The 25,491-nt window shown below is 54.6% G+C and carries 16 protein-coding genes; 7 read left to right on the top strand and 9 right to left on the bottom strand.

The genetic code is table 11. The features are described from left to right. Complete coding sequence (locus MK110_05290; GenBank protein MCH2210693.1) at window positions 1-1,008, bottom strand: CNNM domain-containing protein; 1,008 nt, start codon at window positions 1,006-1,008, stop codon at window positions 1-3. Then, on the bottom strand, window positions 1,005-2,309 hold the full coding sequence (locus MK110_05285) for a CNNM domain-containing protein (protein MCH2210692.1): 1,305 nt from the start codon (window positions 2,307-2,309) through the stop codon (window positions 1,005-1,007). The genes MK110_05290 and MK110_05285 overlap by 4 nt, the downstream gene beginning before the upstream one ends. 174 nt (window positions 2,310-2,483) lie before the next feature. On the opposite strand from MK110_05285, the gene bioD reads away from it, so the two are divergent. After that, window positions 2,484-3,173 carry a dethiobiotin synthase gene (gene bioD, locus MK110_05280; GenBank protein MCH2210691.1) on the top strand — a complete coding sequence of 230 codons (690 nt, stop codon included), beginning with the start codon at window positions 2,484-2,486 and terminating at the stop codon, window positions 3,171-3,173. Window positions 3,174-3,496: 323 nt separating this feature from the next. Here the strand turns inward: bioD and MK110_05275 are convergent, their stop codons facing one another. Then, a complete protein-coding gene (locus MK110_05275; GenBank protein MCH2210690.1) occupies window positions 3,497-3,874 on the bottom strand; it encodes a hypothetical protein in 378 nt (125 codons plus the stop codon). A gap of 676 nt (window positions 3,875-4,550) precedes the next feature. Further along, window positions 4,551-4,730: a hypothetical protein gene (locus MK110_05270; GenBank protein ID MCH2210689.1), complete on the bottom strand. Its 180-nt coding sequence runs from the start codon at window positions 4,728-4,730 to the stop codon at window positions 4,551-4,553. Between the two features lie 273 nt (window positions 4,731-5,003). Between MK110_05270 and MK110_05265 the strand changes: the two genes are divergently transcribed. The 6 genes from MK110_05265 to MK110_05240 all read left to right on the top strand — a co-directional run bounded on the left by MK110_05265 (window position 5,004) and on the right by MK110_05240 (window position 15,648). Then, complete coding sequence (locus MK110_05265; protein ID MCH2210688.1) at window positions 5,004-5,897, top strand: aldo/keto reductase; 894 nt, start codon at window positions 5,004-5,006, stop codon at window positions 5,895-5,897. Between the two features lie 377 nt (window positions 5,898-6,274). Continuing rightward, on the top strand, window positions 6,275-7,138 hold the full coding sequence (locus MK110_05260; GenBank protein ID MCH2210687.1) for a hypothetical protein: 864 nt from the start codon (window positions 6,275-6,277) through the stop codon (window positions 7,136-7,138). A 514-nt stretch (window positions 7,139-7,652) separates the two neighbouring features. Then, window positions 7,653-9,035, top strand: coding sequence for an iron-containing alcohol dehydrogenase (locus MK110_05255; GenBank protein MCH2210686.1), 1,383 nt, complete (start codon window positions 7,653-7,655; stop codon window positions 9,033-9,035). 314 nt (window positions 9,036-9,349) lie between these two features. Beyond that, window positions 9,350-11,365, top strand: a complete 2,016-nt coding sequence (locus MK110_05250; protein MCH2210685.1) for a hypothetical protein — start codon at window positions 9,350-9,352, stop codon at window positions 11,363-11,365. Between the two features lie 10 nt (window positions 11,366-11,375). Continuing rightward, on the top strand, window positions 11,376-14,210 hold the full coding sequence (locus tag MK110_05245) for a DUF1549 and DUF1553 domain-containing protein (GenBank protein MCH2210684.1): 2,835 nt from the start codon (window positions 11,376-11,378) through the stop codon (window positions 14,208-14,210). Window positions 14,211-14,301: 91 nt separating this feature from the next. Further along, window positions 14,302-15,648 carry a hypothetical protein gene (locus tag MK110_05240; GenBank protein MCH2210683.1) on the top strand — a complete coding sequence of 449 codons (1,347 nt, stop codon included), beginning with the start codon at window positions 14,302-14,304 and terminating at the stop codon, window positions 15,646-15,648. Between the two features lie 25 nt (window positions 15,649-15,673). Here MK110_05240 and MK110_05235 read toward each other — a convergent pair whose 3' ends face one another. The 5 genes from MK110_05235 to recQ form a co-directional block, all read right to left on the bottom strand. Beyond that, window positions 15,674-16,558, bottom strand: coding sequence for an LpqB family beta-propeller domain-containing protein (locus MK110_05235; protein MCH2210682.1), 885 nt, complete (start codon window positions 16,556-16,558; stop codon window positions 15,674-15,676). Then, entirely contained in the window at window positions 16,545-17,882 is a 1,338-nt protein-coding gene (locus MK110_05230) for a DUF1501 domain-containing protein (GenBank protein ID MCH2210681.1), read from the bottom strand. The genes MK110_05235 and MK110_05230 overlap by 14 nt, the downstream gene beginning before the upstream one ends. A 282-nt stretch (window positions 17,883-18,164) precedes the next feature. Continuing rightward, on the bottom strand, window positions 18,165-19,613 hold the full coding sequence (locus tag MK110_05225) for a DUF1501 domain-containing protein (protein MCH2210680.1): 1,449 nt from the start codon (window positions 19,611-19,613) through the stop codon (window positions 18,165-18,167). A 73-nt stretch (window positions 19,614-19,686) separates the two neighbouring features. Next, window positions 19,687-22,614 carry a PSD1 and planctomycete cytochrome C domain-containing protein gene (locus tag MK110_05220; protein ID MCH2210679.1) on the bottom strand — a complete coding sequence of 976 codons (2,928 nt, stop codon included), beginning with the start codon at window positions 22,612-22,614 and terminating at the stop codon, window positions 19,687-19,689. Between the two features lie 464 nt (window positions 22,615-23,078). Next, window positions 23,079-25,280, bottom strand: coding sequence for a DNA helicase RecQ (gene recQ, locus MK110_05215; protein MCH2210678.1), 2,202 nt, complete (start codon window positions 25,278-25,280; stop codon window positions 23,079-23,081). Between the last annotated feature and the right edge of the window lie 211 nt (window positions 25,281-25,491).

The following is a 25,491-nucleotide window of genomic DNA, read 5'->3' as shown; positions in this document are numbered from 1 at the left end:
CTATGCCGTCGTTGGTACCGCAGGGGCCTTTCGGGACATTAACAGCTGACTGCTCAGGATACTGCGACGGATTACTCCCACGGTGATACCATGATCCCGTACGATCCCAAACTGTGCGTGCTGTCGGAATAATTCAGAAAGTGCCACCAGTGGATGTGTTTCCTGGCTGAACTGTGGCAAAGGTTCCGATACTGCGGCAGGAGAGAATCGGGACAACATCAGCGTGGAAACACGAACTACACCGGTGACTTCCTGTTGCTCACGCTCGAGGAAGACCCAAGCGCTGCCGGACGCCGCTGCCACACCGAGCACCGTCTCCAGACCCGCGGACTGCCTAACCCTTGGAATCTGACCAGGTGATTCCATGAGTTCAGCCAGTGTCAATTCTTCGGTGTGGATGAGGTTGTCTGCCATGCGCCGCTGAACCTGTGTTAATATTCCGTCACGCTCTCCACTGGCAATCAGTCCAAACATCCGGGTTCGCCCAAACATCGTGTCGACTGAAGGGGTTTCCTGTCCTGTGAATCTGGAAACGGCGCGAGCGATCAGTGTGAGCGGGAAACTCAGCGGGAGGAACAGATAATAGAAGAACCGAAAGATCGAACTTCTGCGGCGCAGCAGTGACAGCGGCGAACGATAGTACAGACTTTTCGGTATCAGCTCACCGAAGACAAACACGATGGGGGCCAGGATTAGAGTTGCGGTGAGTTCAGTGGATCCTGACGGACCGGGATAACCGCTGGCTTCAGCAACAAAAAGTCCGATGGCCAGTGTGGTCAGATAGTTGGCCACATTGTTTCCAACCAGTGTGGTACCTACGAAGCGTTCCGGGTGACGGACGAACTCGACCAGATGACGCGAAGCTTCGTCGCCCTGTTGCTCCTGCAGTGTCAGTTGCAGGCGGCTCACACGGTAGAAGCCGGTTTCCGACCCGCTGAAGAATGCCGACAGCTGCATTCCGGTCAGAAACAGTGCAAACGACACGGAAAGTATCAGTACCGTGATCATCGTTCAGAGACCTCCTGGGCCGGCCCCGGCAATTCTGCGGGTTCTGCAAGAACTCTCACCAGACCCCGGTCGGTCACGTCGATTGCAGTAAAAACCCAGCCGTGCCATTCGAACTGGTCTCCCCGCAAAGGAATTCGTTCCAGTCGATCCTGGAATAAGCCGGCGAGGGTGTACAGCGATTCATCATGTGCCGTCAGTGTGACCCTCAGACGTCGGGCCAGATATCTCAGCGTCACCAGTCCTTCAGCATGGTAATGATTGGAATCGACTTCAATCAGTGGCTCGCGACGTAAAATACGCTTGGTGCGGCTGGGCGACTCACTAAGCACGCTGGCAATCAGGTCCTCATAGGGCAGGATGCCTACCATTTCACCATGTTCGTGGACAACCACTGCAACTTCGCGGTTACGTCCTTCAAGCTGGGTCAGTACCTGAGCCAGACTGGCACACCACGGAACGAACACGACAGGTTCAGCCAGTTCGGCATACGTCTGATCCGTAGCTGTGTGGAGATGGTCAAGAGGAAGGACGCCGTAAATTTCGCTGTCTTTGCTGTCCTGGACGAGCAGGAAATCCACATGTCGCACATTCGGAAGATTCGTTGAATTCAGCCGTCCGTCCGGTGGAACGGAAAGGCAGTGTCTGCGAGGACACATGACCTCTTCGGCCTGCATTTCGTTCAGATCCAGCACATTGTGCATCACATGCTGTTCTTCCTGAAGCATGTCCCGACCGAGTGCTGCTGACGTGTCCAGTGCTCGTTCCAGATCGGCGGGATTCAACTGAGCTTCCTGTTTTACATCCGGCCAGAACGTGCGGCGCAGGATCCGGGCCATTCGGCTTAACAGGGGAATCAGCGGATCCAGTATGAACAGTGCCGTCGCCAGCGGCCAGGCGGCAGCCCGGGCCAGAGCCTGCCCTCGCACAACGGCCACACTCTTGGGGAGGACTTCACCAAAGATAATCATACCCAGCAGATTCAGAACACCGGCGGCAGCAGCAATCGCTGGATAACCGGCCAGTGTCAGTCGTCGGACCAGAGCAATGCCAACCGCAAAATATGTCAGGTTGATGACCAGATTCCAGAACAGCACACCGGTCAGCAGTCGATCCGGATTGCCCATGAGCGATGCCAGAATTTTTTCGCGGTTGTTTCCCGCGGAAAATCGGCCGATTTGATCACGTGACAAAAAAAAACAGGCCGTCTCACTCGAAGAAAAAAATGCGGAGAACAGTATCAGCAGGACCATGGCACCTGTCCGAGGGAGCCAGATCGGGGCTGATTCAACAAGGTGACTCATCAGTACCTGCCACATGAGAGTGAATCCGGCGCTTTCAGACGGAAAAACTCACCAAGGGTCTCAGAAGTTTCCATTTCCGATAGACTAGCGAAAATACATGGCAATTTCCTTTCGGTTCAGGGTAACTTGCACAGAGTGATTCAAGTTAAGTCGCACAAATGCCAGTGGGCCAACATGAAGACACTGTTTGTTTCCGGAACAGATACTGACGTCGGCAAGACCTGGGTTTCCTGTCAGATCCTTGCAGAGTTGAGACGCAGAGGATTTCGTATGGGGGCATGGAAACCCGTGTGCAGCGGTGCGGTTCGCCAGCACGGACGACTCCTTTGGGAAGATATCCGATCTCTGGCTTCAGCAATCGGTGTTCATGACACGGACATTACTCTGATGGATCGCATCTGCGCCCATCGTTTCCAGGCTCCGATGGCTCCGAACGTTGCCGCGAGACTGGAAGGAAGAGTGCTGGCAGACCATGATCTTGTCACAGGACTGGACGCGTGGCGAGATGACGCCGATCTGGTGCTGATTGAAGGTGCCGGTGGTCTGTTGAGTCCGGTTTCTGACGGAATGCTGGTGGCTGAGCTCGCTCAGCGGCTGGTATCGCCAACTGTGATCGTGTCGGCCAACCGGCTGGGAACCATCCATCAGACACTGGCAACCGTTGAAGCAGCTGAGTCCCGCGGAATCAAGGTCTCAGCAGTGGTGCTGAACGAAGTTTCCCCGGACCTGGATCCGGTTTTACTGCAGACCAACAAGGATGAACTGAAACGTTTGATGCCTGGTGTTTTACTGTGCACAGTAGAGCATGGTGGCGAAGTGTGCGGTCTGTCGCAGGAAGTCGATTTTCTGCAATGGTTCGAATGAGACCGGAATTCATCAAAATTCGTGATAAACAATTCGTTGTTTTCGCAGATGCAGTCAGACCTCCGGAAGCAATACGCCGCGTTCTGTAGACATCTCCTGCGGCACCGATTGCCACAGCTCCAAAACGAATCGGAAATCGGAAGAGGTTTCGCGGTACGTGTTGCCCGGCGGTCTCTGTGAACTTCAATCGTACACCAGCCACTAGCACTGCGTTACAGTACAGGAAGCGTGGTTATGTGAAATACGAGATTTTTTCGTCCAAACCGGACGGTAAAAAGCAGAGTGAGCGGTGCCGGAAAACGTGAAAAGGATGAGTGTTACCGCTACGCGGCATTTTTCGACAGGAGGTCTGCCGCGAGATTTTTTAACTGCTCGATTACTTCTTTCAGTTCTCCTTCCGAGGTTCGCTTTGAGGCCAGGTTCTCGAGAAATTCGATCCCCTCGTGAAATTCTATATAGGGAGCCATCGCGGGCGTGTCTTCGAAGTCGTCAAGTACCTGGACAATCTCCCGGGTGGCTGCAAGCAAATCACCTGATGCAAGAGATTCATCCAGTTTGCTGCCGCTGGACTCCAGACACTGTTGAATCATCAGTGAGGGGCTTTGCGGAGTTGATGAAGTTTCCCCGCAACCGGAAAGGATAATGACTGCTGCTGCAATACATGCGATGGGCGTGACTGTCCCAAGAAATGACTGTCTCATTTATTATGGATCCTGTGAATTGCCTTGTTGGTTGTTATGGATGTGCTGTTAACAGACACAGGTATTTGCTTTTAACAGCTGCAGCCTGCGCTCCGGAAGAGTCTCAACTGCACTGATTCCGTTCCATGGTTTTCTAGGCATCTGATTCTGAAGATTCAATACCGACTGAATAAATTCAGCGTGAGTCGACAGGAATGTTACTGGTACGCCTCTGCATCCCTGACGACATAGAGCCCGACTCGGATCCCGTTTGTGCGGTTCCTGCCTTCCGACAAATCCATCACCGGGATCGCGACCGTCTGCAACCGCCGCAAATACGCCGGCTACAACCACTCGGTCTTCGCTTGCCGAACCCATGACATCCTCAGACTCATCGTCCTGGCGGGCAAGCAGTCGAGGCTCCCCGTCCAGCTAATAACCGCTGCCGGAGTTGCCTTCAGGGCGATGCCGCGAGATCCCTCTGTGGCTCAGTCGTCCTTGAAACTGCCGACTGCGCCATAGCTCAAATTAAAACTTACCGCCATCGCGATTTCATTTCCGGGGCCGTAAAATACGGTGAGTTCAATGGCCCGCTGGATCTTTGTCCCGCGAACACTATCGGTAGCCTGAAGACGCTTTCAGACAGGGATTTTGAGTGGCTAAGCTGGTCTTTGAGTTTCATCCAGTGAGATGTTTTTCAGGAGATTGGGATAATGACCAGGGAAGATCTTCGCGGGATCCTGGGTGGTGTGCGGTGATCAACTTCGGGTTCCTGACGGTTTGGTTCTTCGGGTTCCTGTTGGCCCACAATGTCGTCTACCAGATCCACTGCTCCATGTTTCCGGGGCTGTCCGCGGATCGCTTCGATGAGCTTCATTACCAGCTCATTGGCTTCTACAAGCTGAGCGTCATACTGTTGAATTTTGCCCCTTACATTGCGCTGCGGATTATTCCTGGGAGATCCTCATGACACGCGGACTGGTCGATGGGTGGACATGCGATGCGTGTGCCCGGAACGCGGCGCACGAACGAGTATCCCTTGACTACGAACGCCTGGCCCCTTGTTAGGCTTGGTGCGACTTCCGTCTCACTGAGGTCGAAGTTAATGTGGTCCTCGAATTCTTCGTCTGAATGCAGGAATCCGGCAGTCATGATCAAAAAGAAACTTGGACGAACGGGGCTCGAAGTGACCCAGCTTGGTTACGGGAGCATGGGGATCCGCGGGCCCAAAACATGGGGCGTGCGGGTTGTGACGGAACAGGCAGCGGAAGCGTTCCTCAATTCGGTGCTCGACGCCGGTATCAATTTGATTGATACGTCTCCCGATTATGGAATCAGTGAGGAACGCATTGGTCGCTACATCAGCACACGACGCAGCGAGTTCTGTCTCGCCACCAAATGTGGCTGTGTTTACACTCAACACGCCGATCATCTTGAGATTAACCATGTCTGGAAAAAAGACGTTATCTCTCGCAATCTTGAGACCAGCCTCCGGCGTCTGCAGACTGATCATGTGGATATCCTTCAGTTTCACGGGGTGGACGCGGCAACTCTGCAGCAGGAAGGTTTGATTGAACTGCTCCGGGACTTTCGGGATCAGGGCATGCTCCGATTCATTGGAGCATCCAGTACCATCCCGCACTTGGCAGCTCTCATCGATCTGGACGTTTTTGACACGTTTCAAATTCCGTATTCCTGCCTGGCTCCGCAGCATCATGACCTGATAACAGCCGCAGCTGAGTCCGGTGCCGGGATTATTGTACGGGGAGGCGTCGCCCACGGCGGTCCGGATGCTGAGATCCAGCGCCCCGCACTCAACGACGTGTGGAACCAGGCCAGACTGGATGAACTGCTTTCGCCGGGCATGAAACGAGCTGAATTGATTTTGCGTTACACTTTGAGCCACCCACACTGTCACACCACAATTGTCGGTACGTGCGATCCGGGACATCTGGCCGAAAATGTCTCTGCCTTTGAGAAAGGCCCTCTGCCCGATGATCTTTACAGGCAGATCGCAGACCGTGTCGCTGCACTGATCAACTGAGCCTGTTTGTAGCGATAAATGCCTGAAAAACACTGTTTTCAGCACGCCCGTGCAGGCCTCGTGACTGCTTTGGTGTCGTTGGCGGGAATACTTTCGGCATGCCCTTTGACAAATCTGTTGTTTGTGTTGTTGACGTACAGATCATCGAACTCGATTAACCGGGTTTACTGTTTCCGTGAACGAACGGATCATCATTCCGAGCACGTCCGTTTGCTGAACAGATGCAACGGTCAACTCATTCAATCTGTAAACAGTGCGATGTTGTGAACTGATTGATCGAGTGAACTGATAAGAATGAATACGCAGCGGCGCTTAATGAAAATTTCGAGTTCAAACGGAGCAGGACAGTGCACAGGACCCGGGCAGCAATCGTGTCGATGGCCAGTCGATTTGGCCGGCCGGAAGAGAATCTGCAGCGGATTGTCCACTGGAGCGAAACGGCTGCGGAACAGCAGGCGAACATCGTCTGTTTTCCGGAAATTTGTCTTCAGGGTTATCACACGGATCGGAGTCTGATGCAGCGGCAGGCCGAACCACTCGACGGACCGTCCTGTCAACGTCTGGTGGATGTCGCAGCCCGATCGGGCCTGGTGATCTCCGTCGGCATGGCGGTCCGGCAGGAGCATAAGGTGTTCAATGCCCAGGTGTTCCTGGGTGCAGACGGTCCCCTGGGGTTTGCCGCAAAAGTTCATGTTTGTGGTGAGGAGGCACAAATGTTTCACGCGGGATCCGGGTGGCCCGTTGTGGACCTGGGATTTGCCCGTGTGGGGACGGCGATTTGCTATGACGCGGAATTTCCTGAGGCTGCGCGGTGTCTGGCCCTCAACGGAGCCGAGATTGTTCTGATGTCCTTTGCCACCGGACGTTGTGATTCCTGCGGGCGGTCGCAGGATCCGCAGGAATGGCCCGCACAGGTGGCTCGCTGGGCGTCTGCCCGGGCCTATGAAAACCGTGTTTTCGTGCTGGGCGTGAATCATGCAGGAAATGTGGCTGACGATGATCGGATTGCCGGAGCATCCTGGGTTGAACCAGGTGCCATGCATCGCTGGCCTGGTTATTCCTTTGCCATTGATCCTGGCGGTGAGTGGATCAGTGAATCGGCCCGCGACCACAACCATGAGCGGTTGCTGATGGTGGACCTGGATCCGCAGGTTCTGGCACAGTGGCGGGCCGGATCGGGCGATTTCCTCCACGCTCGCCGCCCGGAAACCTATACACAACTTGTGGCCGGAGCAGGTTGAAATCAATAGGTGACCCGATTCACCTCAAACCAATCTACTCCGGCGGGTGCAGCGAAGATTTCAGGTCGGAATTTACACTCCACCATCGGTTGGCAACGTTGCATCAGACCGTTGTACGTTCGCAGGTTGTTAAAGTCGGCATACCGGCATGGACTGCTGGGGGATTGACACTGGTTTGATACGCGGCAGGAAGCAGGCGGACCCGCTGGCGAGCAGATCTCTGCCACTACTGTACTGGTTTTCTTTAGAATGATCGTAAACAATAATGCCAATGGTGCAGGAATCGGGCAGTCGCCGGCTTCAACATTTTTTTAACCCGTGTCGGCGAACGACTTTGCTGACTGTCGTCGCAGGCTGCCCGTATTTCAGTTGAGATGACTGTTTGATTGAAAACCTTTCATTCACTCATTGAGACTTTCCTGTTCGCACGTCGGCCGCGATTGCGGCAATTTGAAACGTCAGATCTTATACATCACCCGTATGACCCACGCGTTCCATCACAGGTCTTCCTGGAATGCAGCCTGGTCTCCCGGCGGGCTTCATGGAATCCAATTCCTCTGAGTATCCGGAAAATAAAGTGGACGGCATGGAAACTGACAATGTCTTTCAGATGGCGGCTTCCAATATTCGATTTGGAGCAGGATGCACGGCCGAAATCGGCATGGATCTGCGGGATATGTCGGCCGGACGAACCATGGTTCTGATGGATCCGAATCTGCGATCGCTGCCTGTTGCTGAAATTGTGACGGATTCATTGGAACGGCAGTCGATTGACTTCGTGCTGTTTGATGAAGTTTCCGTTGAACCGACCGATGCCAGTTTTCAGCATGCGGCCGCTGTCGCTGCTGACGGCAATTTTGATGCGTTCGTGGCTGTGGGAGGTGGCAGCACAATCGACACGGCAAAAGCCGCCAATCTTTATTCCACCTGGCCGGCAGATTTTTTTCACTATGTCAACGCACCGATTGGCGATGGTCAGCCGGTGCCGGCTCCCCTGAAACCACTGATTGCGGTACCGACCACGGCCGGTACCGGTAGTGAGACAACCGGTGTTGCTATCTTTGATTACGTGGACAAGCGGGCAAAAACCGGGATTGCTCACCGATATCTGAAACCCACACTGGGAATCATTGATTCGGAAAATACCAAAACGCTGCCGGCTGCTGTGGCCGCTTCCAGCGGACTGGATGTTCTGAGCCATGCTCTGGAATCATACACGGCGATGCCTTATCTAGATCGTCCCAGACCGGAGGGGCCTCTGCACCGGCCTGCTTATCAGGGGTCCAATCCTGTCAGTGATATCTGGGCTGTGCATGCGTTGAAACTGATGGCCGAATTTCTGCCTCGAGCCTTTGCGGATACCACAGACGATGAAGCCCGGGGCAACATGATGCTGGCAGCCGCCATTGCCGGGATTGGGTTTGGGAATGCGGGCGTGCATCTGCCGCACGGGATGTCTTATCCGGTGGCCGGCATGGTAAAATCCTTTCAGCCGCAGGGATTCGATGTTGATCATCCCCTGGTGCCGCACGGAATGTCAGTCATATTGAATACTCCGGCCGTGGTCCGTTTCACGGCGCCCGCCTGCCCGGAACGGCATCTGCAGGCTGCCGCCGCATTGGGAGCAGACGTTGGTGGTGTTTCGCCGGAAGACTCTGGCGAAGTCCTCGCCGCACGTGTGATTGATTTCATGCAGCTGATGCAGATGCCCAACGGACTGGAATCGATCGGATACACGGCGGCCAGTATCCCTGATCTTGTTCAGGGAACGTTGCCTCAACACCGGGTCACAAAACTGTCACCCCGCCCGGCAACAGAACAGGACCTGACATCGCTGTTTCAGGAGTCTATGACGATCTGGCCGAACACCGGCACCAATGACCGCGCACCTGCCTGACCAGGTGCGAATACACGGTCTGTAAGTGTCACACCGGCGGCTGGCGTGTGCAGTCTGCGTGCGGGTGGTGATTGTTGTTCGGTACAATTATTTGGTTCAATCGGGATTTTCCGGCGTTTTGCCCGTTATTCGGGTGACCTTCATTCGATTTGTTGACTCCGCGGGTTGCATGTATCAGAGTAAGATTACGGGAATTACCAGTTTGGGGGTGCATCGGAATACTCGATTCACCGTGACTGTGTGACTCTCTTTACGCTCACCGGTTTCGTTGAGTCCGGAAACGCGTCGCTTCACTTTGACTCCGTCTGCCTGCCGTGCCTTTCCTTTCACGCGTCCTGGTCACATTTCTTGGTATCTGCTTCGTTATGTCGGAGCCGGTACAGGGCCAGCCGTCTGTTTCGAATCTGACTCCTCGGGGACTGTTGCCGGGACAGGCAACGCTGGTGACAATTCAGGGAGACAATCTTGCCAAACCGCTGCAACTGTGGTCGCCGTCGCCGATTACGATCGCAGACATCAACGTAGCGGACGATGCGAAGTCACTGACCTGCAAAATGACGGCAGACTCAGACTGTCCGGTCGGTGTTGTGGGGCTGGTTGCAGCCAACGCTGCCGGAGTGACTCCTCCTTTGTTTTTGATGGTGGATGATCTGAGTTCCGTTGCCGACAATGCGGCCAATCATTCGATTGTGGAAGCTCAGGAAGTGCCGCCGGCAGTAGCGGTTGACGGAGTGTTTGACGGGCCTCAGTCCGACTTTTATCGGGTCCGTCTGAAAACAGGTCAGGCGACGTCCGTGGAAGTGGTTTCGCAGAGGATGGCTTCCCCGCTGGATCCGTTCCTCCGCGTGCTTGACACTCAGGGCAATGAACTGATGATTGCCGACGACAGTCCCGGATTCGGAGCGGATTGCCACCTGCTGTTTCAGCCGCCTGAGGACGGTGATTACATCGTCGAAGTACGTGATAATCGTTATCGCAGCGGTGGAGACTACCGCCTGCGGATAGGTGATTTTCCGATACTCACGTCGCCTTATCCGATGGGTGGCCGACTGGGAGCCACAACCCGCTTCGGGTTCACCGGGCAGCCGTCGAACGAACCGTTGTCGCTGATCAAACACCTTCCGGTGACTCTTACAGAAGATCAAATCGCGATCAGTGTGAAGCGGAATGGTGGTGTGAGTTCCGCCATGGCGCAAATTGCGGTGAGTGAACTGCCGGAATTTACAGAAATTGAACCCAATAATCAGCCTGAACATAGTGTAAGCGTGACGGTTCCCTGTGCCGTCAGCGGTGTGCTGAATACAAAGAAGGATCAGGATTACTTCGAGTTCGCGCTGGCGAAGGGACAGAGGATCGACTGCGTTGGGGAGAGTCGTCGGTACGGTTCTCATGCTCTGGTTCATATGCAGCTGACGGACGCCGCGGGCGGATCGATGGCGGAAACCTCGATTAATGATTCGGATGATTCACAGTTCAGCTACACGGCAGCAGAGGCCGGGATCTTTCGACTGGCTGTGCGTGACCTGATCTACCGGGGCGGAGAATCGTTTGCCTATCGTGTGGCGATTCGTACGGGGGCCGATTATTCCCTGAATCTCAAGCATGAAGACAAGACTACCGTCAGTTTTCCGATTCCTGTCAGTGATCGGGCTTTGGCGATGACAGTGAGTGTTCAGCGGCGAGGTTACTCCGGGCCGATCCGGCTGGATATCCGGGAACCAGGTCCATCGCTGGATCTGTACAATCAGACCATTCCTGCGGGCAGTAACGAGGTTCGGGTGTATGCTGTGCTTCCATCGGAGGCACAGGAAGGTCAGTTCTGGCCGCTGCGGTTCGATGGAATTGCTGAAATCGACGGCCGCAAGGTTCAGCGACCGGTCACCACGGAGGCCACCGTGCGTTCCACCATTCCCCAGCTGGCCTACCCTTATCCGTGGTTGGACGGACTGTTCACTGCGAGTGTGGTGCCCGCGGTCGAACCATTTTTTCTGATGACCTGTGAGCTTGCTGAGCATACGATTGTTTCCGGAACACAACAGGCGATTCCGCTGAAGCTCGAACGCAGGAATGAGGAGTTCAAAGGGGCGGTTCGGATCTTTGCTGAGCAGTTGCCTGTCGGCTGTGGAATCCAAGTGAAGACCGAAGAAGATGTATACACGGTTACTGTGACCTGCGACGATGACGCGCCGGAAGGCGATCAGACGGCTCGACTGGTCGTGATTGGCGAACACAGCGGCCGCACTCAAACATTTATGCAGGATGTGGTATTGCAGATCGTCAGGCCCGAAGCACCGCCGGAAGGAAAGGAGTCAGCAAAAAAAGCTGACTAACGGTGAGACCATGCAACATGATGGACTGAATGTTCGATTTCTTCTCGCGGGGGTTGCCGTGGCATTTGCGGTCAACGGTGGCACGAATCAGGCCGGTGAGGAAGATGCCGGCAGCACGTTGCCACAGGAGCCCGTGATTGTGGGTTCGCCGGATCGGATTGAGGTTTCCCCGGAAGAATTCAGGTTGTTGGGACCGCGGGAAAAACTGCAGCTGATCATCACTGGCTACTACGCAGACGGCAGTGTCCAGGATCTGACACGTACTGCCATGTTTTCCGTAAACGATGCGAACATTTCCGTCAGCGAAGCCGGGGTGGTGTTACCGGTGTCAGACGGTATGGCTTCTGTGACCGTGGCTGCAGGAGATCTCACTGCCGAAGCACGGATTGAAGTTGTCGGTCAGCAGGAATCTCATCCTGTGTCCTTTCAGTACGGAACGCTTGTCGCGCTGTCAAAACAGGGGTGTAACTCCGGTGCCTGCCACGGTTCTCCCAGCGGCAAAGGCGGTTTTCGACTGTCGCTGCGGGCTTTTGATGCGGAACTGGATCAGTACACACTGCTGCGAGAAGAATTTGGACGGCGGACGGATGCTCTGGATCCGGAAAACAGCCTGCTGCTGCTCAAGCCACTGATGAAAGTGACTCATGGTGGCGGATTAAAATTGAATGAACACGATCCAGCTTACAGCATTCTGAGAGACTGGATTGCCGGTGGTTGTCAGACGGATCCGGAGGATGCCCCGGTTTGTGTAGGGATTAGAGTCACGCCAGGAGAAAACCGTGTTTTGATTCGTCCGGCTCATACGCAGCAGATGTGCGTGATGGCAGAGTTCTCAGACGGTACTGTGCGGGACGTCACCGAACTGGCCGTGTATTCCACGTCAGATACGGAGGTCGCGCAGGTCACCCGTGGAGGTTTTGTGATCGGAAAGGATCGCGGTGAAGCGGCCGTGATTGTCAGGTATCTGGAATTCATCGAATCAACCATTCTGACTTTCGTAAAAGACATTGACGGTTATGAATGGCAGACACAGCCGGTAAACAATTACGTCGATACCCTGACACATGCGAAACTGCAGAAACTCAGGTATCTGCCATCAGATCTGTGCACGGACGAGGAATTTCTCCGACGTGTCTACCTTGATCTGGTTGGCAGTTTGCCCTCCATCGAAGAGGCGCAGCAGTTTCTTAGTGATTCGTCTGCTGACAGCCGTGAGAAACTGGTGAACCGTTTGCTGGATCGTCCGGAGTACGGAAAATTCTGGGCTCTCAAATGGGGTGATATTCTGCGGCTTACCAAAGGACAGGTAGGAGACGACGGTGTTCACAAATATCATCGCTGGATCGAGCGGGCGGTGAGCAGCAACATGCCGTATGACGAATTCGCACGAGAGCTGCTGACGGCTTCCGGGAGTACGCTGGAGAATCCCGCTGCCAACTTCTTCCGGACCACCAAAGATATGAACGACTGTGTGGAAACCGTTTCTCAGATCTTTCTGGGTGCAAGACTTCAGTGTGCCAAGTGTCACAATCATCCGTTTGAACGCTGGACTCAGGACAATTACTACGGGATGGGGGCGTTTTTCAACCGGGTTCAGCGCAAAAAGACGCGTCGGCCGGATGAAGTGTTTGTGTGGTCGGCCCCGACCGGAGACGTCACACAGCCTCGAACCGGTCAGACCATGCAGCCCTGGGTTCCGGTGGTTGGAAATGTCAAACAGTTGAGTGAGATCGATCGTCGACAGTCGTTTGCAGACTGGCTGACGACTGCTGATAACCCGTTTTTCGCAAAGATCGAAGTCAATCGGATCTGGAGTCATCTGCTGGGACGCGGCATTGTGGATCCTGTCGATGACTTTCGAGAATCCAATCCGCCTTCAAACGGACCGCTGTTGGATGCTCTAGCTCAGGATTTTGTCGAACACGGATTCGACCGCAAGCATGTGATACGCAGGATTGTTAACAGTCGTACCTATCAGATGAGTCACCGTCCGAATGATTTCAATCGTGATGATTCCAAATACTTTTCGCACTACTGGCCGCGTTTGCTGACTGCCGAACAAATGCTGGACGCGATTTGCCACGTCACCGGGATCGAAGAAACTTTTGAATCACTTCCTCCAGGGATGAAAGCAACTCAGTTACCTGCTCCTGACCTTGTCAATCATGAATTTTTAAAGGTCTTTGGGCAGCCCGAACGACAAACCGCGTGTGAATGTGAGCGCACCACCGAATCCAACCTGGGAATGGCCATTCAGTTCCTCAACGGACCGTTGATTCATAACAAAGTGCGCGACGGATCCAATCGGTTTCGTTCGCTGGTCAGTTCCGGAAAGTCGGATGAGGAAATCATCACGGAGCTGAACCTGGCAGCCCTGGCCCGTGTGCCAACCGGTGAAGAGATGGCAGCGGAGATCGGACACGTGGCCAGTAAGAAAATTCAGCTGGAAGAAGAAAATGTTCGGCTGCAGGCGGAGATTGAGCTGACCGGGCAGACGCTGGAAGAACTGAAGAAGACCCTGCGGGATCAGGTGTTTGATATTCGTTTGTTGACGGTTCCGGAAGCCATTCGGGACGATGTTCGGGTTGCGGTGACAACTGCAGAACAGGAACGCAGCCCCGTGCAGATTTATTTGGTGGAAAAACTTGGAGCTCTGCGGGAGATCACTGACGAGCAGTTGCTGAAAGAACTGCCCGAAGAACAGCAGAAACAGTTGACCGAATCCGAAGCCGGTTTCGCAAAACTGCAGGACTCTGTCATGTCACCGGAAAATATTCGTCTGGTGGCACTTGAAGATATCTGCTGGGTGCTTCTGAACAGGAATGAGTTTCTGTTTAACCATTAATCCGCTGGACGTATCAGCAATCATCGGAGTGTCGTGTTCGCCGGGAAATTCGCGGGCCTGCACAAAACAGTCGCTGTTGTAAGGGGTCGGAGTGAGACGCATCATGATTGCCGGATTGCGTGTGCTTTTGTGTGTGATCGCTGTTCCGTTGCTGGCGGCTGCCGGTGACGCATCGCCTCAGCCCGTGAGTTTCTCGCGAAGCATTGCTCCGTTGCTTCTGCAAAACTGTGAGGGGTGTCACGGTACAAAGAAGGCTGAAGGCAGTTACCGCGTTGATTCCTTTGAATTTGCTCTCCGTGAAGGAGATTCGGGTCTGGCCGGATTCGTGGGCGGAGATTTGGAAGAGAGTGAAGCGTTTCGACGCATTCTTTCGGATGACGCAGATGAACGCATGCCGCTGGATCGTGATGCCTTACCAGCAGAGCAGATTGAGCTGCTGAAACGATGGATCGACCAGGGAGCCGTGTTTGACGGCGATAACCCTAAAACGAGTCTGTCCGCTATCGTGGCACGATCTGATCAGCCGGAGGCCCCTGAGAAATATGAACATAGAATTCCGGTGAATGCACTGCAGTTTAATCAGGATGGAACACAGCTGTTTGCCGGTGGGTATCATGAGCTCACTGTCTGGAATACCAGTGACGGTGCTTTGGTGCGTCGTATCCCCAATATCGGTCAACGCACGTCGGGGCTGGATCTGTCTCCTGACGGTACGATGCTGGTTGTTGGAGACGGAGCACCGGGCCGCAGTGGTTCTGTCCGCATCGTTGATGTGAACGCCGGTCGCCTTAAGCAGGTTATCGGGACCGCCGGAGATCTCGTGCTTGATGTCAAATTCAGTCCCGACGGTTCACGCGTGGCCGCTGCCACGGTGGACAGTGGCGTCAAGATCTATGATGTGACTGACGGAAACGAACGATTGGCAATCGACAGTCATTCCGACTGGGTGACAAGCGTTGCCTGGAGTGCGGACGGTAACATTCTCGTCACCGGAAGTCGCGACAAAACCTGCAAGTTGTTTGATACCGAAACGGGTGAACTGAAACACACCTACAGCGGACACGGAAAACCGGTTCGGGGAGTAGCCTTCCATCCTGACGGCGAAGAGGTGTATTCCTCAGGAAGCGACAACAAAATCCACCGTTGGAAAACGGCCGACGGCGCCAAGTCGGCTGAAATTGCTTTTGACAACGAAGTCTTTCAGCTGGCCGTTGTGGGGTCGCACCTGTTCGGTGTGTCGGCGGACGGCACCGTACGTCAGTTCGAAGTTAAGGAAAACAAGGAAATCCATCAGTTCAAGGGGCATGCTGACTGGCCACTGAGTGTTGATTTTCACGCAGCTACCGATCGTATTGCTTCCGGTGCCTATGATGGAGAGATTCGAATCTGGGATCCCGATCAGACCGATGCACTGGTCTGGTTTTCTGCAGCGCCCTGACAGCAAACAACAGAGCCTTGGGGACTTACGGAACGTTTAGCAGATACAAATCATGCTGACCGTTTCGTTCTGAGACCACCACCAGTCGCTTTCCGTCCGGGTGCCAGTCCGGGTAATCATCCCGTTCCGTGTGATTGGTAACCCGGGTAAGACCGCTGCCGTCGACATTGACTACATAGATCTCACTATTGCCGTCGCGGTGACTGACAAATGCAATCCGTTGTCCGTCGGGCGAAAAACGTGGTCGAATGTCCTGAAACGGACAGTGAGTGATGCGTCTGACTCCAGAACCGTCGCGCTGCATGACATAGATCTCAAACGCTCCGTCACGGGACGAGCCAAACACGATCAACCGACCGTCCGGTGAAAAGCTCGGCCAGTTGTCGATACCGGAACTGTCGGTCAGCTTCACCGGATTCTCTGCCTGCAGATTGGTCACATAAATGTGCTGCCGTCCTCCGTCAGCAAACGAATACAGCACCCGGGAATTTTCGGGTGAAATCGCCGGACTGCGCATTCCCGCAAACCCTGCCGGTGGCAGCACTTCCACCAGTGAATTCGACTGACGGTCGAAGATGGCCATCGACAGACTCAATACTCCTCGTTGACGTATAAAGGCACAGTAGCGGCCGTCACGAGAGCAGGCCGGTTCAAATTCGGCCGTGGTTGCGTCCTTACGGAGTGACTCGATGTGTCCGTTGGCGACATTCATTTTCATCAGACAATATCGCTCTGCATTCTCCAGCAGGGCATAGACCAGTTCGGTGCCGTCCTTACAGTACACCGGACTCGCCTTGAGGATTCCGTCGCTGGTGAGTCGCAGCGAATCGGCCTGACTATGCTGCCCCGCACACACCACAACGACCAAGCAGGCGACAGCGTACAGACACACGCGGTCAAAGAAGCTCATTTATCACGGCTCCCCCTTCGAGGACCTTCATTTCGGCTCGAGCCTGACTGTTGACGCCGGCCAGTTCGGCAATCGTGGTTCCCACGTTAAGAGCCGTGACGGCGGGGCCGGAATGAGGTTCCTGGCCGGTGCGGTCACTTTCGCCGATCACGTGTCCTCCCTGAATGCCTGCACCGGCCCACAGCGAAAAGTAACATTTCGTCCAGTGGTCCCGTGCGGCCCGATTGCTGATTTTTGGTGTTCTGCCAAATTCCCCCATACAAACGACGAGGGTTTCTTCCAAGATTCCCCGATCACTGAGGTCGTCCAGTAACGCCGAGAAGGCTCTGTCAAAAATTGGACACAATTGATCCTGCAGCAGTTCGAAATTGTAGATGTGGGTGTCCCAGCCGATTTCGAAACCCGGATTGAATGCATCACAGTCGCGACTGTAGTTAAGCTGAATGTAGGGAACCCTGGCTTCAGCCAGTCTCAGTGCCAAAAGGGCGCTTTGACCGAACTCCGACTGTCCGTACCGCGCCCGGGTTGCGGTGGATTCACGGGTGAGATCCAGTGCGCTGCGTGCACTGGAATCCATCAGCAGGTCGTAGGCGGTTCCCCAAGTTCTCCCCCAGTCGCGCACTGCTCCGCTGTCGAGAGTGACCCGATCAGCGTTGAGGTGTGTTAGCAGCGTTTTTCTGTCATTGATCTGTGCGGGACTCAGGCCATTGAGCAGTTTCATCGAAGGGATTTTGACGACGCCCTGCTGGGAGCAACCGACCATAAACGGATCCTGAGCCCTCGAAAGAATGCCGCCGCCGTCACCTTTGATATACTCACCGCCTGCGGTCAGTTTTCCGTTGGTGAGTGAGAAGAATCCGGGAAGGGATCCGGTGTTTCCCCGGTGCTTTCCGACGATCGACCCGAAGGTCGGCTGTTGAACAGGTTCCGGCATTTCCTCGAAACCGGTGAGCGCAACCGTTCCTCCTCTGGGGTGTCCTCCGGACGAGCTGATTCCTACGTTGGTTCGAACCAGGCTGAAGCGGTCACTGCGCATCGCAGTGCGCGGCAGCAGTTCGGTGAAATGAACCCCGGGGGTTCGGGTTGGAATCGTTCCAAACGGTCCTCGATATTCTACCGGTGCCGTCGGTTTTGGGTCGAAGGTGTCCAGATGGCTGGGTGCTCCCCACAGGAACACGAAGATCACAGATTTGGCTCTGGCTGTTTCTTGGGCCGGAGCTCCCGCCAGTCCCAGGGCTGCGGGGAGCGAGCATCCGAACTGCAGAAACGACCGACGTGTGACACCGCCGCAGGTAACCGCCCGAAAATCGCCAATTTCCAGCATTCGATTTCTCCGGCAGTCGATGAACGGTCAAACGTAGTCAGTGTCCCGGACAGCAGTGCTGCGGCATCGAAAAAATGCTGATCACAGCTCCGTCATTCGGTTGGACAAGACGAGCACTGAGCTAATTTACCACAAGATGAGGGTTCGGACCAAGTATTATCGACGTTTGGCGGTACTGCGGGCGGGCGGTGCGGATATCAGGCACAGACGGGGCTGGTTGTGAATTGACGTGGCAGTAACCTGCGGCTGTTGTCAGTTCGGATGTCACGTGACACAGATTGTTTAGACGATGATCTCATTGATTACGTTGCCGGCGACGTCGGTGAGACGATAATCCCTACCGTTGAATCGGTATGTGAGTTTCTCGTGATCGATTCCCATGAGATGCAGAATCGTGGCGTGCAGGTCGTTCACGCTAACACGGTTTTCCACAGATTTGTAACCAAAATCATCGCTGACTCCATAGTGGACACCTCCCTGGATTCCGCCGCCGGCCATCCACATGGTGAATGCGTTGGGGTTGTGGTCGCGGCCCAGACTTGCCTGTGAGTCGGAAGTTCGACCAAATTCACCTCCCCAGATCACTAAGGTGTCCTCCAGCAGTCCGCGTTCCTTCAAATCGGCCAGTAACGCGGCAATTGGTCTGTCAACGCTGACAGCGGCTCCGCGGTGATTGGTCTGAATGTCGCTGTGGCCGTCCCAGGGCACGTCGGCAACCCCGCCGCCCTTTCCGTTTGTTCCCGCGTAGAGTTGCACGAAACGCACACCACGTTCGACCAGACGACGGGCCGTAATGCATTGCCTGGCGACGAGTTTGGTGTCTTCCTGATCGACACCGTAAGCTTTTTGTGTCTGTTCGGATTCTTTGGAAATGTCCATGGCTTCCGGTGCTGCTGTCTGCATACGGTAAGCCAGTTCGAATGACTCCAGCCGAGCAGCCAGATCGGCTTCATGCGGCCTGAGTTCCCGATGTGCCGCGTTCATTGCTTTGAGTACATCAAGCTGTGCGCGCTGCTGAGAATCTGACATGGAGGCCCGACGACCCAGATTGGAAATCGGCTGTTCACTGCGACCGTCGATTGATGTTGGCTGGTACACTTTAGGCAGAAATCCGGGTGACCAGATTGGCTTGCCTCCCCGCGGCATGTGTCCGTGCAGAACCACAAATCCCGGCAGGTTGCGGTTTTCTGTCCCCAGGCCGTAGGTGATCCAGGATCCCACAGAAGGGCGGCCCTGCAGGAACATTCCGGAATTCATTTCCAGCATTGCCGGCGTGTGATTATTTGACTGTGAAAAGCACGAATAGATGAACGACATGTCGTCCACGTGATTTGAGAGGTGAGGAAAAATCTCAGAGACCCAGGCACCGGATTCACCGTGACGGCGAAATCGAAACGGGGACTTCAACAGTTTGCCGCTGGTGGTAAAGAACCCGGTTTTCGGATCGGCGCCTTTCAGTTTCTGACCGTTACGACGCTGAAGTTCCGGTTTATAGTCGAACGTATCCACCTGCGACGGACTGCCTGGCATGAACAGCCAGATGATGGATTTTGCTTTCGGTTCAAAATGCGGATTTCGGGACTGCATCAGTTGAGTGTCACCGGCGGCATCTGCGGTGGACAGCAGCCCCTGATCGCTCAGCAGCCTGGTCAGAGCAAGGCTGCCGCTTCCCAGAGCCGCTGTTTGCAGAAACCGTCGTCGTGATTCAAAATCAAAAGTCGGTGAGTTCATGGAGACACCTGTTTAAATCTGAGTCCTGTTGTCGTGCAGGCATGGCTGGCATGTGACAGAACGTGCAAACGTATCAATCGATATAGATAAATTCATTCAGACACAACATCAGCTGACAATAATCGGCAACAGCGGTGGTCATCGCCGTTTCCTTGTTGCCATACATGGCTGCCTGATCGTTGATGAATCCGACCATCTGTTTGGCTTCACCTGGCTGCGGAGGTCGAGACAATGTTGTCCAGAATCCGTTGCGGACAATCTCCGCGGGAATCATGGCTGACTGTTTCTCAAGTCGAGCGGCAAGTTGTTCTGCCTTCTTGCGAATCAATGGTGAGTTCATCATTGCCAGTGCCTGCGGCGGAACCGTGGTGACGCCTCGATCCCCGATCCCCTGCATACCGTCGGGTGCATCGAACAGCTGCAGGAACGGAATCAGATTTCCTCGTTTCATTTTCAGGTACACGCTGCGTCGCACGTCGGTTTGCTCGAGGGATCCGGCCCCAAACATTCGCAGATCGAGTGTGTCGCTGACGGCAAGCAGGTTGTCACGAATGATTTCGGCGTCCAGACGCTGTGGCGGTCGCCGCCACCACAGACGATTGTCAGGATCGTTCTTCAGACCGGCGGGGCGGGACTCTCCGCTTTGTCTGTAAACGGCACTCGTCAAAATGAGTTTGTGGATCGGTTTGAGCTTCCAGTCACCTTCAATCAGTTTCCTGGCAAGGTAATCAAGGAGTTCGGGATGAGTGGGAAGGGCCCCCTGACGGCCGAAGTCACTGGGTGTGGCAACGATGCCCATACCAAAGTGATGCTGCCACAGACGGTTGACGATCACTCGCGCTAACAGGTGGCCGGCTCCGTGCTGAGAGTCGGTGAGCCATTCACCCAGGGCCATACGAGGAGGTCTGGCGGCGGGTTCTGCTCCCTCTGTACTGCTCATAAGCCATTTTTGTTCTTGATTATCACTGGTCATCAGGACACGCAGGAACGCCGGGGTTGCTCGTCCTGTTTTGGAATTCGAATTGCCGCGGGCGAGGAAGTACACCTTGCGGGTATCTTCACCAAAACTGTAGGTGGCTCCCCCGGTGCGCGCCGCAAACACCTTGGTGTACGGCGGCTGCGGCTTGTTTTGCAGATGGAGTTTTTCCGCCTGATCCAGTCTGGCCCACTCCCGGTCGCGCGGTGCGAACCAGTTCAGCAGTTCCTGCTGCTGAGGCTCACTTCGTGTGCTGTCTGCCAGAGCGAGAATTGCCCCAATGTTTTCAGGAGGAGGCGTTGCCTGGGAATCGAAATAGAAACCTGATGGTCCGTCGGCGTTGACAATCTTCAGCAGCAGCTCGCTGCGTCCTTCCGGCAGTGTCAAAGTCATCAGCTGCTGAGTTGCAGACACGGGCCCCATTGCCGGTTCATTCAACACGAGTTTCTGATTCAAAAATACTTTAATGCCGTCATCGAATCCGAATGACACATCCAGTTGCGTTGCTTCTGAAACTTCAATCGTGCGAAACAGATAGTTCGCTGCGTGATCGCCACTCAAAGTATTATGAACAGTGGCATCTTTCCATTCCGGTTTTACGGCCCACTTCCGTTTTCCAATCGGTTGTTTCAGGTCAATGGAGTTTTCAGGTTCAAATGTCTGATCGAAGGTTGTCCTGAAATCATCGGCAGTAAACGGTCCGATATGGTGCCAGGGGCTAAGGTCTATTTCGGCCGTGGTTTGTTTGCTGGCCTGCTCCCAGTCGGCCAGACGACCGGGCAGAGTTTTTTGCTGAAAGTCAGAGCGTGCATCGATATAAGGCTGGTGCTCCGCGTTGAAAGCATCCAGTGCGGCTTTTGTGCCCGTCGGATCCGGATCCCAGTCGTAGTCCTGGAATCCTGTTCTTTCGAAGCACGAGGTAAAGCGGTAATAGTCGTGATGGCCCACCGGATCAAATTTATGATCGTGGCAACGGGCACATCCGATCGTCAGTCCCAGCATTGAGGTGCCCAGTGTTCCAACGATGTCGTCCAGCTGCTCGTAGCGACTTCGTTCACGTTCTTTCTGAGTTTGCTGGGTGGTGAACGGACCGGCGGCAAGGAAACCGGTAGCGGCCTGGGCCATGTAGTCCTGCGGGGCGATGAGGTCTCCTGCCACCTGCAGCCGAATGAACTCGTCATACGGCATATCGTCGTTGAACGCTTTAATGATAAAATCACGAAAGTGAAACGCCGCCTGGCGATCGTTGTCGAACGCGTATCCGTTGCTTTCTGCAAACCTTGCCAGGTCGAGCCAGTGCCGGGCCCACCGCTCCCCAAAATGCCGGCTTCCCATTAAATCATTAACCAGCCGTTCGTAGGCGTCCGGTGATGTATCGCTGACAAAAGCCTCCACCGCAGCACGTTCCGGAGGCAGTCCCTGGATGTCAAAGTACAGCCGACGGATGAGTGTTACCCGGTCAGCCGTCTGGTTGGGAGCGATGTTGGCCGCTTCGAGCTTCGCCAGAATGAAACGATCGATGTCGTTGCGGGGCCAGGGAGCCTGGGCCACATCGGGGGGTGACGGTTTTTGCAGTGGTCGGAACGACCAGAATGTTCGACCGGCAGCGATGTCGATATCCGGTTTGGTTTGCAGCGGGCCGGCACCGTCACGGGGGTCCGGAGCCCCCATGGTCACCCAGCGGATGAAATGGTCAATCACGTCCTGTGGCAGCCTGGATTTCGGTGGCATTTCCAGTGACTCGTGCTGAATCGCAGAGATCAAAAGACTGGAATTGGGGTCTCCCGGCAGAATGGCCGGACCGCTGTCGCCACCGCTTCGGATCGCATCCCGGCTGTCCAGCAGAAGCTGACCCTGAAGCCTGCCTGCGTTTTGTGCTTTGGCGGAATGACACTGGTAACACTTTTCGATCAGCACCGGGCGAATGTGCGTTTCGAAGAACGCGATGCCTTCCGGTGAAGGGCCTTCTTCAGCAACGGTGGCGGCCATACAAAGAAATGGGATACAGGACGTGAGATATCGCATAAATCGTTCCGGCGGAGTCTTGAAAATTGTCGGATTTCCGGACACCTGTGGCTCGGACGGAGTCTGTTTGCCGTCGTTCTGAACAGACTCTAACAAGGCAGGTGGATCAGACCAGACGAGTTTCCGCCTCCCTGGTCGCCGGGATGCCTGCTGGTCGACGCGATTGACTCACGCGAAGCAGATTTTCTGAAATCCGAAGTCCCAGTCGAACGGAGCTTATCTCATACAGTTTCGATCATCCGTACGCCTGCCGCAAGCATTCGTTTGGTGATCCGTGCTGGGCCTGTCTATGAATTCTGCGTTCTGCAGGTCCGGCCTGGTGATGGTAACCGCAAACGGACGGTGGATCCCCGGGACCCTTTCAGCGAATAAAATCACCAGGCGCACCGTGGTGAGGGATTTTTGCCATCGTCGGAATGGGCGAATCCGGTTAGCTGATTCGGGCTGATCAGCACCACCTGAAATTACCTGTTGTTCTGACAGGCAATGACGATCCTGATGTCTTCGAAGCTGATTTTACGCTGGAGTGCTTCGAATATCGGCTTCAGCTGCTGACTGTCCTGTTTCGCGAGTACGGCTTCAATCTTTGCGACTGTCTCGGCAGGTACCCACCTCGACGGGTCACTGATGTTTCGACGCTGGATGAACGTGACCAGGTAGCCTGCCACGGTGCTTTGAACGCGATCGAGTTGCAGGCAGACGTCTTCGATGCTGAGACCCTGTTCAAACAGGTCGAAATAACGGCTGGAAGTCGACGTACGTTCCGATCCGGCGGACTTTGGTAGTGATTGTGTGGAAGGGTGACGGTTATCGATGCTGAGATCATGGTCGAGTCCGTGAGTTGTGCACCATTGTGCGATTTCATATGTGAACTGCGTACCAAATTGTTCCTGTTTCTGAGCACCGATTCCATAGATATGCAGGATACCCGCTGCGGTCGTTGGACGGCGTTTGGCAAGCTCCCGCAACGTCACGTCACCAAAGATCACATAAGGGGGAACACCGCGTTCTGAGGCGATCTCCATTCGAATTCCCCGCAGATGTTCGAACAGCCCCCGGTCTACACCATCCCAGCGTTCGCTGACAGCCGCGCTGTGCCGACGAGAACGTGGGCGGGAGAGTGTCACTTCTCTGTTACTTCGCATCACTTCCCATCCGGCCTCCGTGACTTTCAGAACCGAGTGCTCACCATCTTTGAGTAGCAGTTCACCACCGATCAACTGGTCGATCCAGCTGCGAACGACGTGCTCGGATTCCTCTTTCAACAGTCCCCACGTACTGAGCCTGTGGTGTCCATTGGCAAGAATCTTTTTGTTGCGGGATCCCCGGAGAACCTGACAGGTGTAGCTGGCTCCGAATCCCTGATTCTGTCGACACACACCGGAAAGAATCTTTTGAGCAATGGTGGTGGCATCAGCCACCAGTTCGGTTTCTTCCAGGCATATATCACAGGCCCCACAGTTGGTTTTGTTGAGTGTTTCACCAAAATGTGCACAAATGTGCCGATGCCGGCAGCGATGGCTGATGCAGAATGATTCCATTTCGGACAAGGCTGCTCGCGAAGCGACGCGATTGTCTTCGGTTTCCGATTGATCGATCAGAAACTCCCAGGTACTCACGTCGCGGCCGGAAAAGAACAGCCAGCAGTCGGCTTCCAGACCATCGCGTCCGGCGCGACCACTTTCCTGCTGCCATGCTTCCACACTTCGTGGCATTTCGGCGTGAATTACGAAGCGAACATTACTTTTGTCGATACCCATTCCAAAGGCTACCGTGGCAACAATGATCTCCACATCGTCATTAATGAATGATTCCTGGTGTTTCCTGCGGACGTCGGCATCGAGTCCTGCGTGGTACGGAAGCGTTCGGTAGCCAAGGGCATTCAATGCGTGGCTGGTTTCCTCCACATTGCTGCGGCTGATGCAGTATATGATTCCGGACTCGCCCTGCCGCCCCTGCAGCACGCCGCGGATCTGATTGACTGCATCATAACGTCGTTCGACACGATAGGTCAGATTGGGACGGTCAAATGATCCAACCAGTACCTTGGGATCGACCAATTCCATCTGCTGACAGATGTCGCTGCGGACACGTTCGGTCGCGGTGGCAGTGAATGCATGGAACGATACTTCCGGAAATGCTGTTTTAAGGACATGAAGCTGACGGTATTCCGGTCGAAAGTCATGTCCCCAGTGACTGATGCAGTGGGCTTCGTCAATTGCAATGAAACTGATGGTGGTCTGTCGCAGGAATTGAATCGTTGATTCCTGAACCAGACGTTCCGGTGCTGCGAACAGCATTTTGAGTTCACCGGATGTTACCCGTTGTGCGACACTTCGGCGTTCATCCAGACTCAGCGAACTATTGACAAATGCAGCCGGGACACCGCAGGCGCTGAGTGCATCGACCTGGTCTTTCATCAGAGCAATCAGAGGACTGACGATGATCGCCATGCCCTCACGACAAACAGCCGGCACCTGGTAACACAGAGATTTTCCGCCTCCGGTCGGCAGAACGACTACTGAATCGCGTTTTTGCATCACCAGCTGCATCGACTCCAGCTGCAGCGGTCGAAAGGAATCATATCCCCAGTATCGTTTGAGAGAGGTCCGTAAGCGTTCAGTTGCTGCGCTGTCAGCGGCTGCGGTTGTGAGTAAAGTGGACACGTCAATTATTTTTCAGCACAGCGATGGAATTGGGTGACGGGAGTTCTCATGTTAATCGGATTGAGCCCACAGCTGAAATCATCGATGGATTGTTCTGTCAGCTGAGGGCGGCAGAGCCATTGTTCACCGAATGATTGCGGGTTTGGATGTTGAGTGATTTTCCGAAAATCCGTGGATTTCGCGGTCTGCGGATCGGCGAGGGAAGTTCTAA

Origin of the sequence: Fuerstiella sp., assembly GCA_022447225.1 — a bacterium.
Classification (GTDB): domain Bacteria; phylum Planctomycetota; class Planctomycetia; order Planctomycetales; family Planctomycetaceae; genus S139-18.
This window is presented reverse-complemented; position numbering and strand designations above follow the sequence as displayed.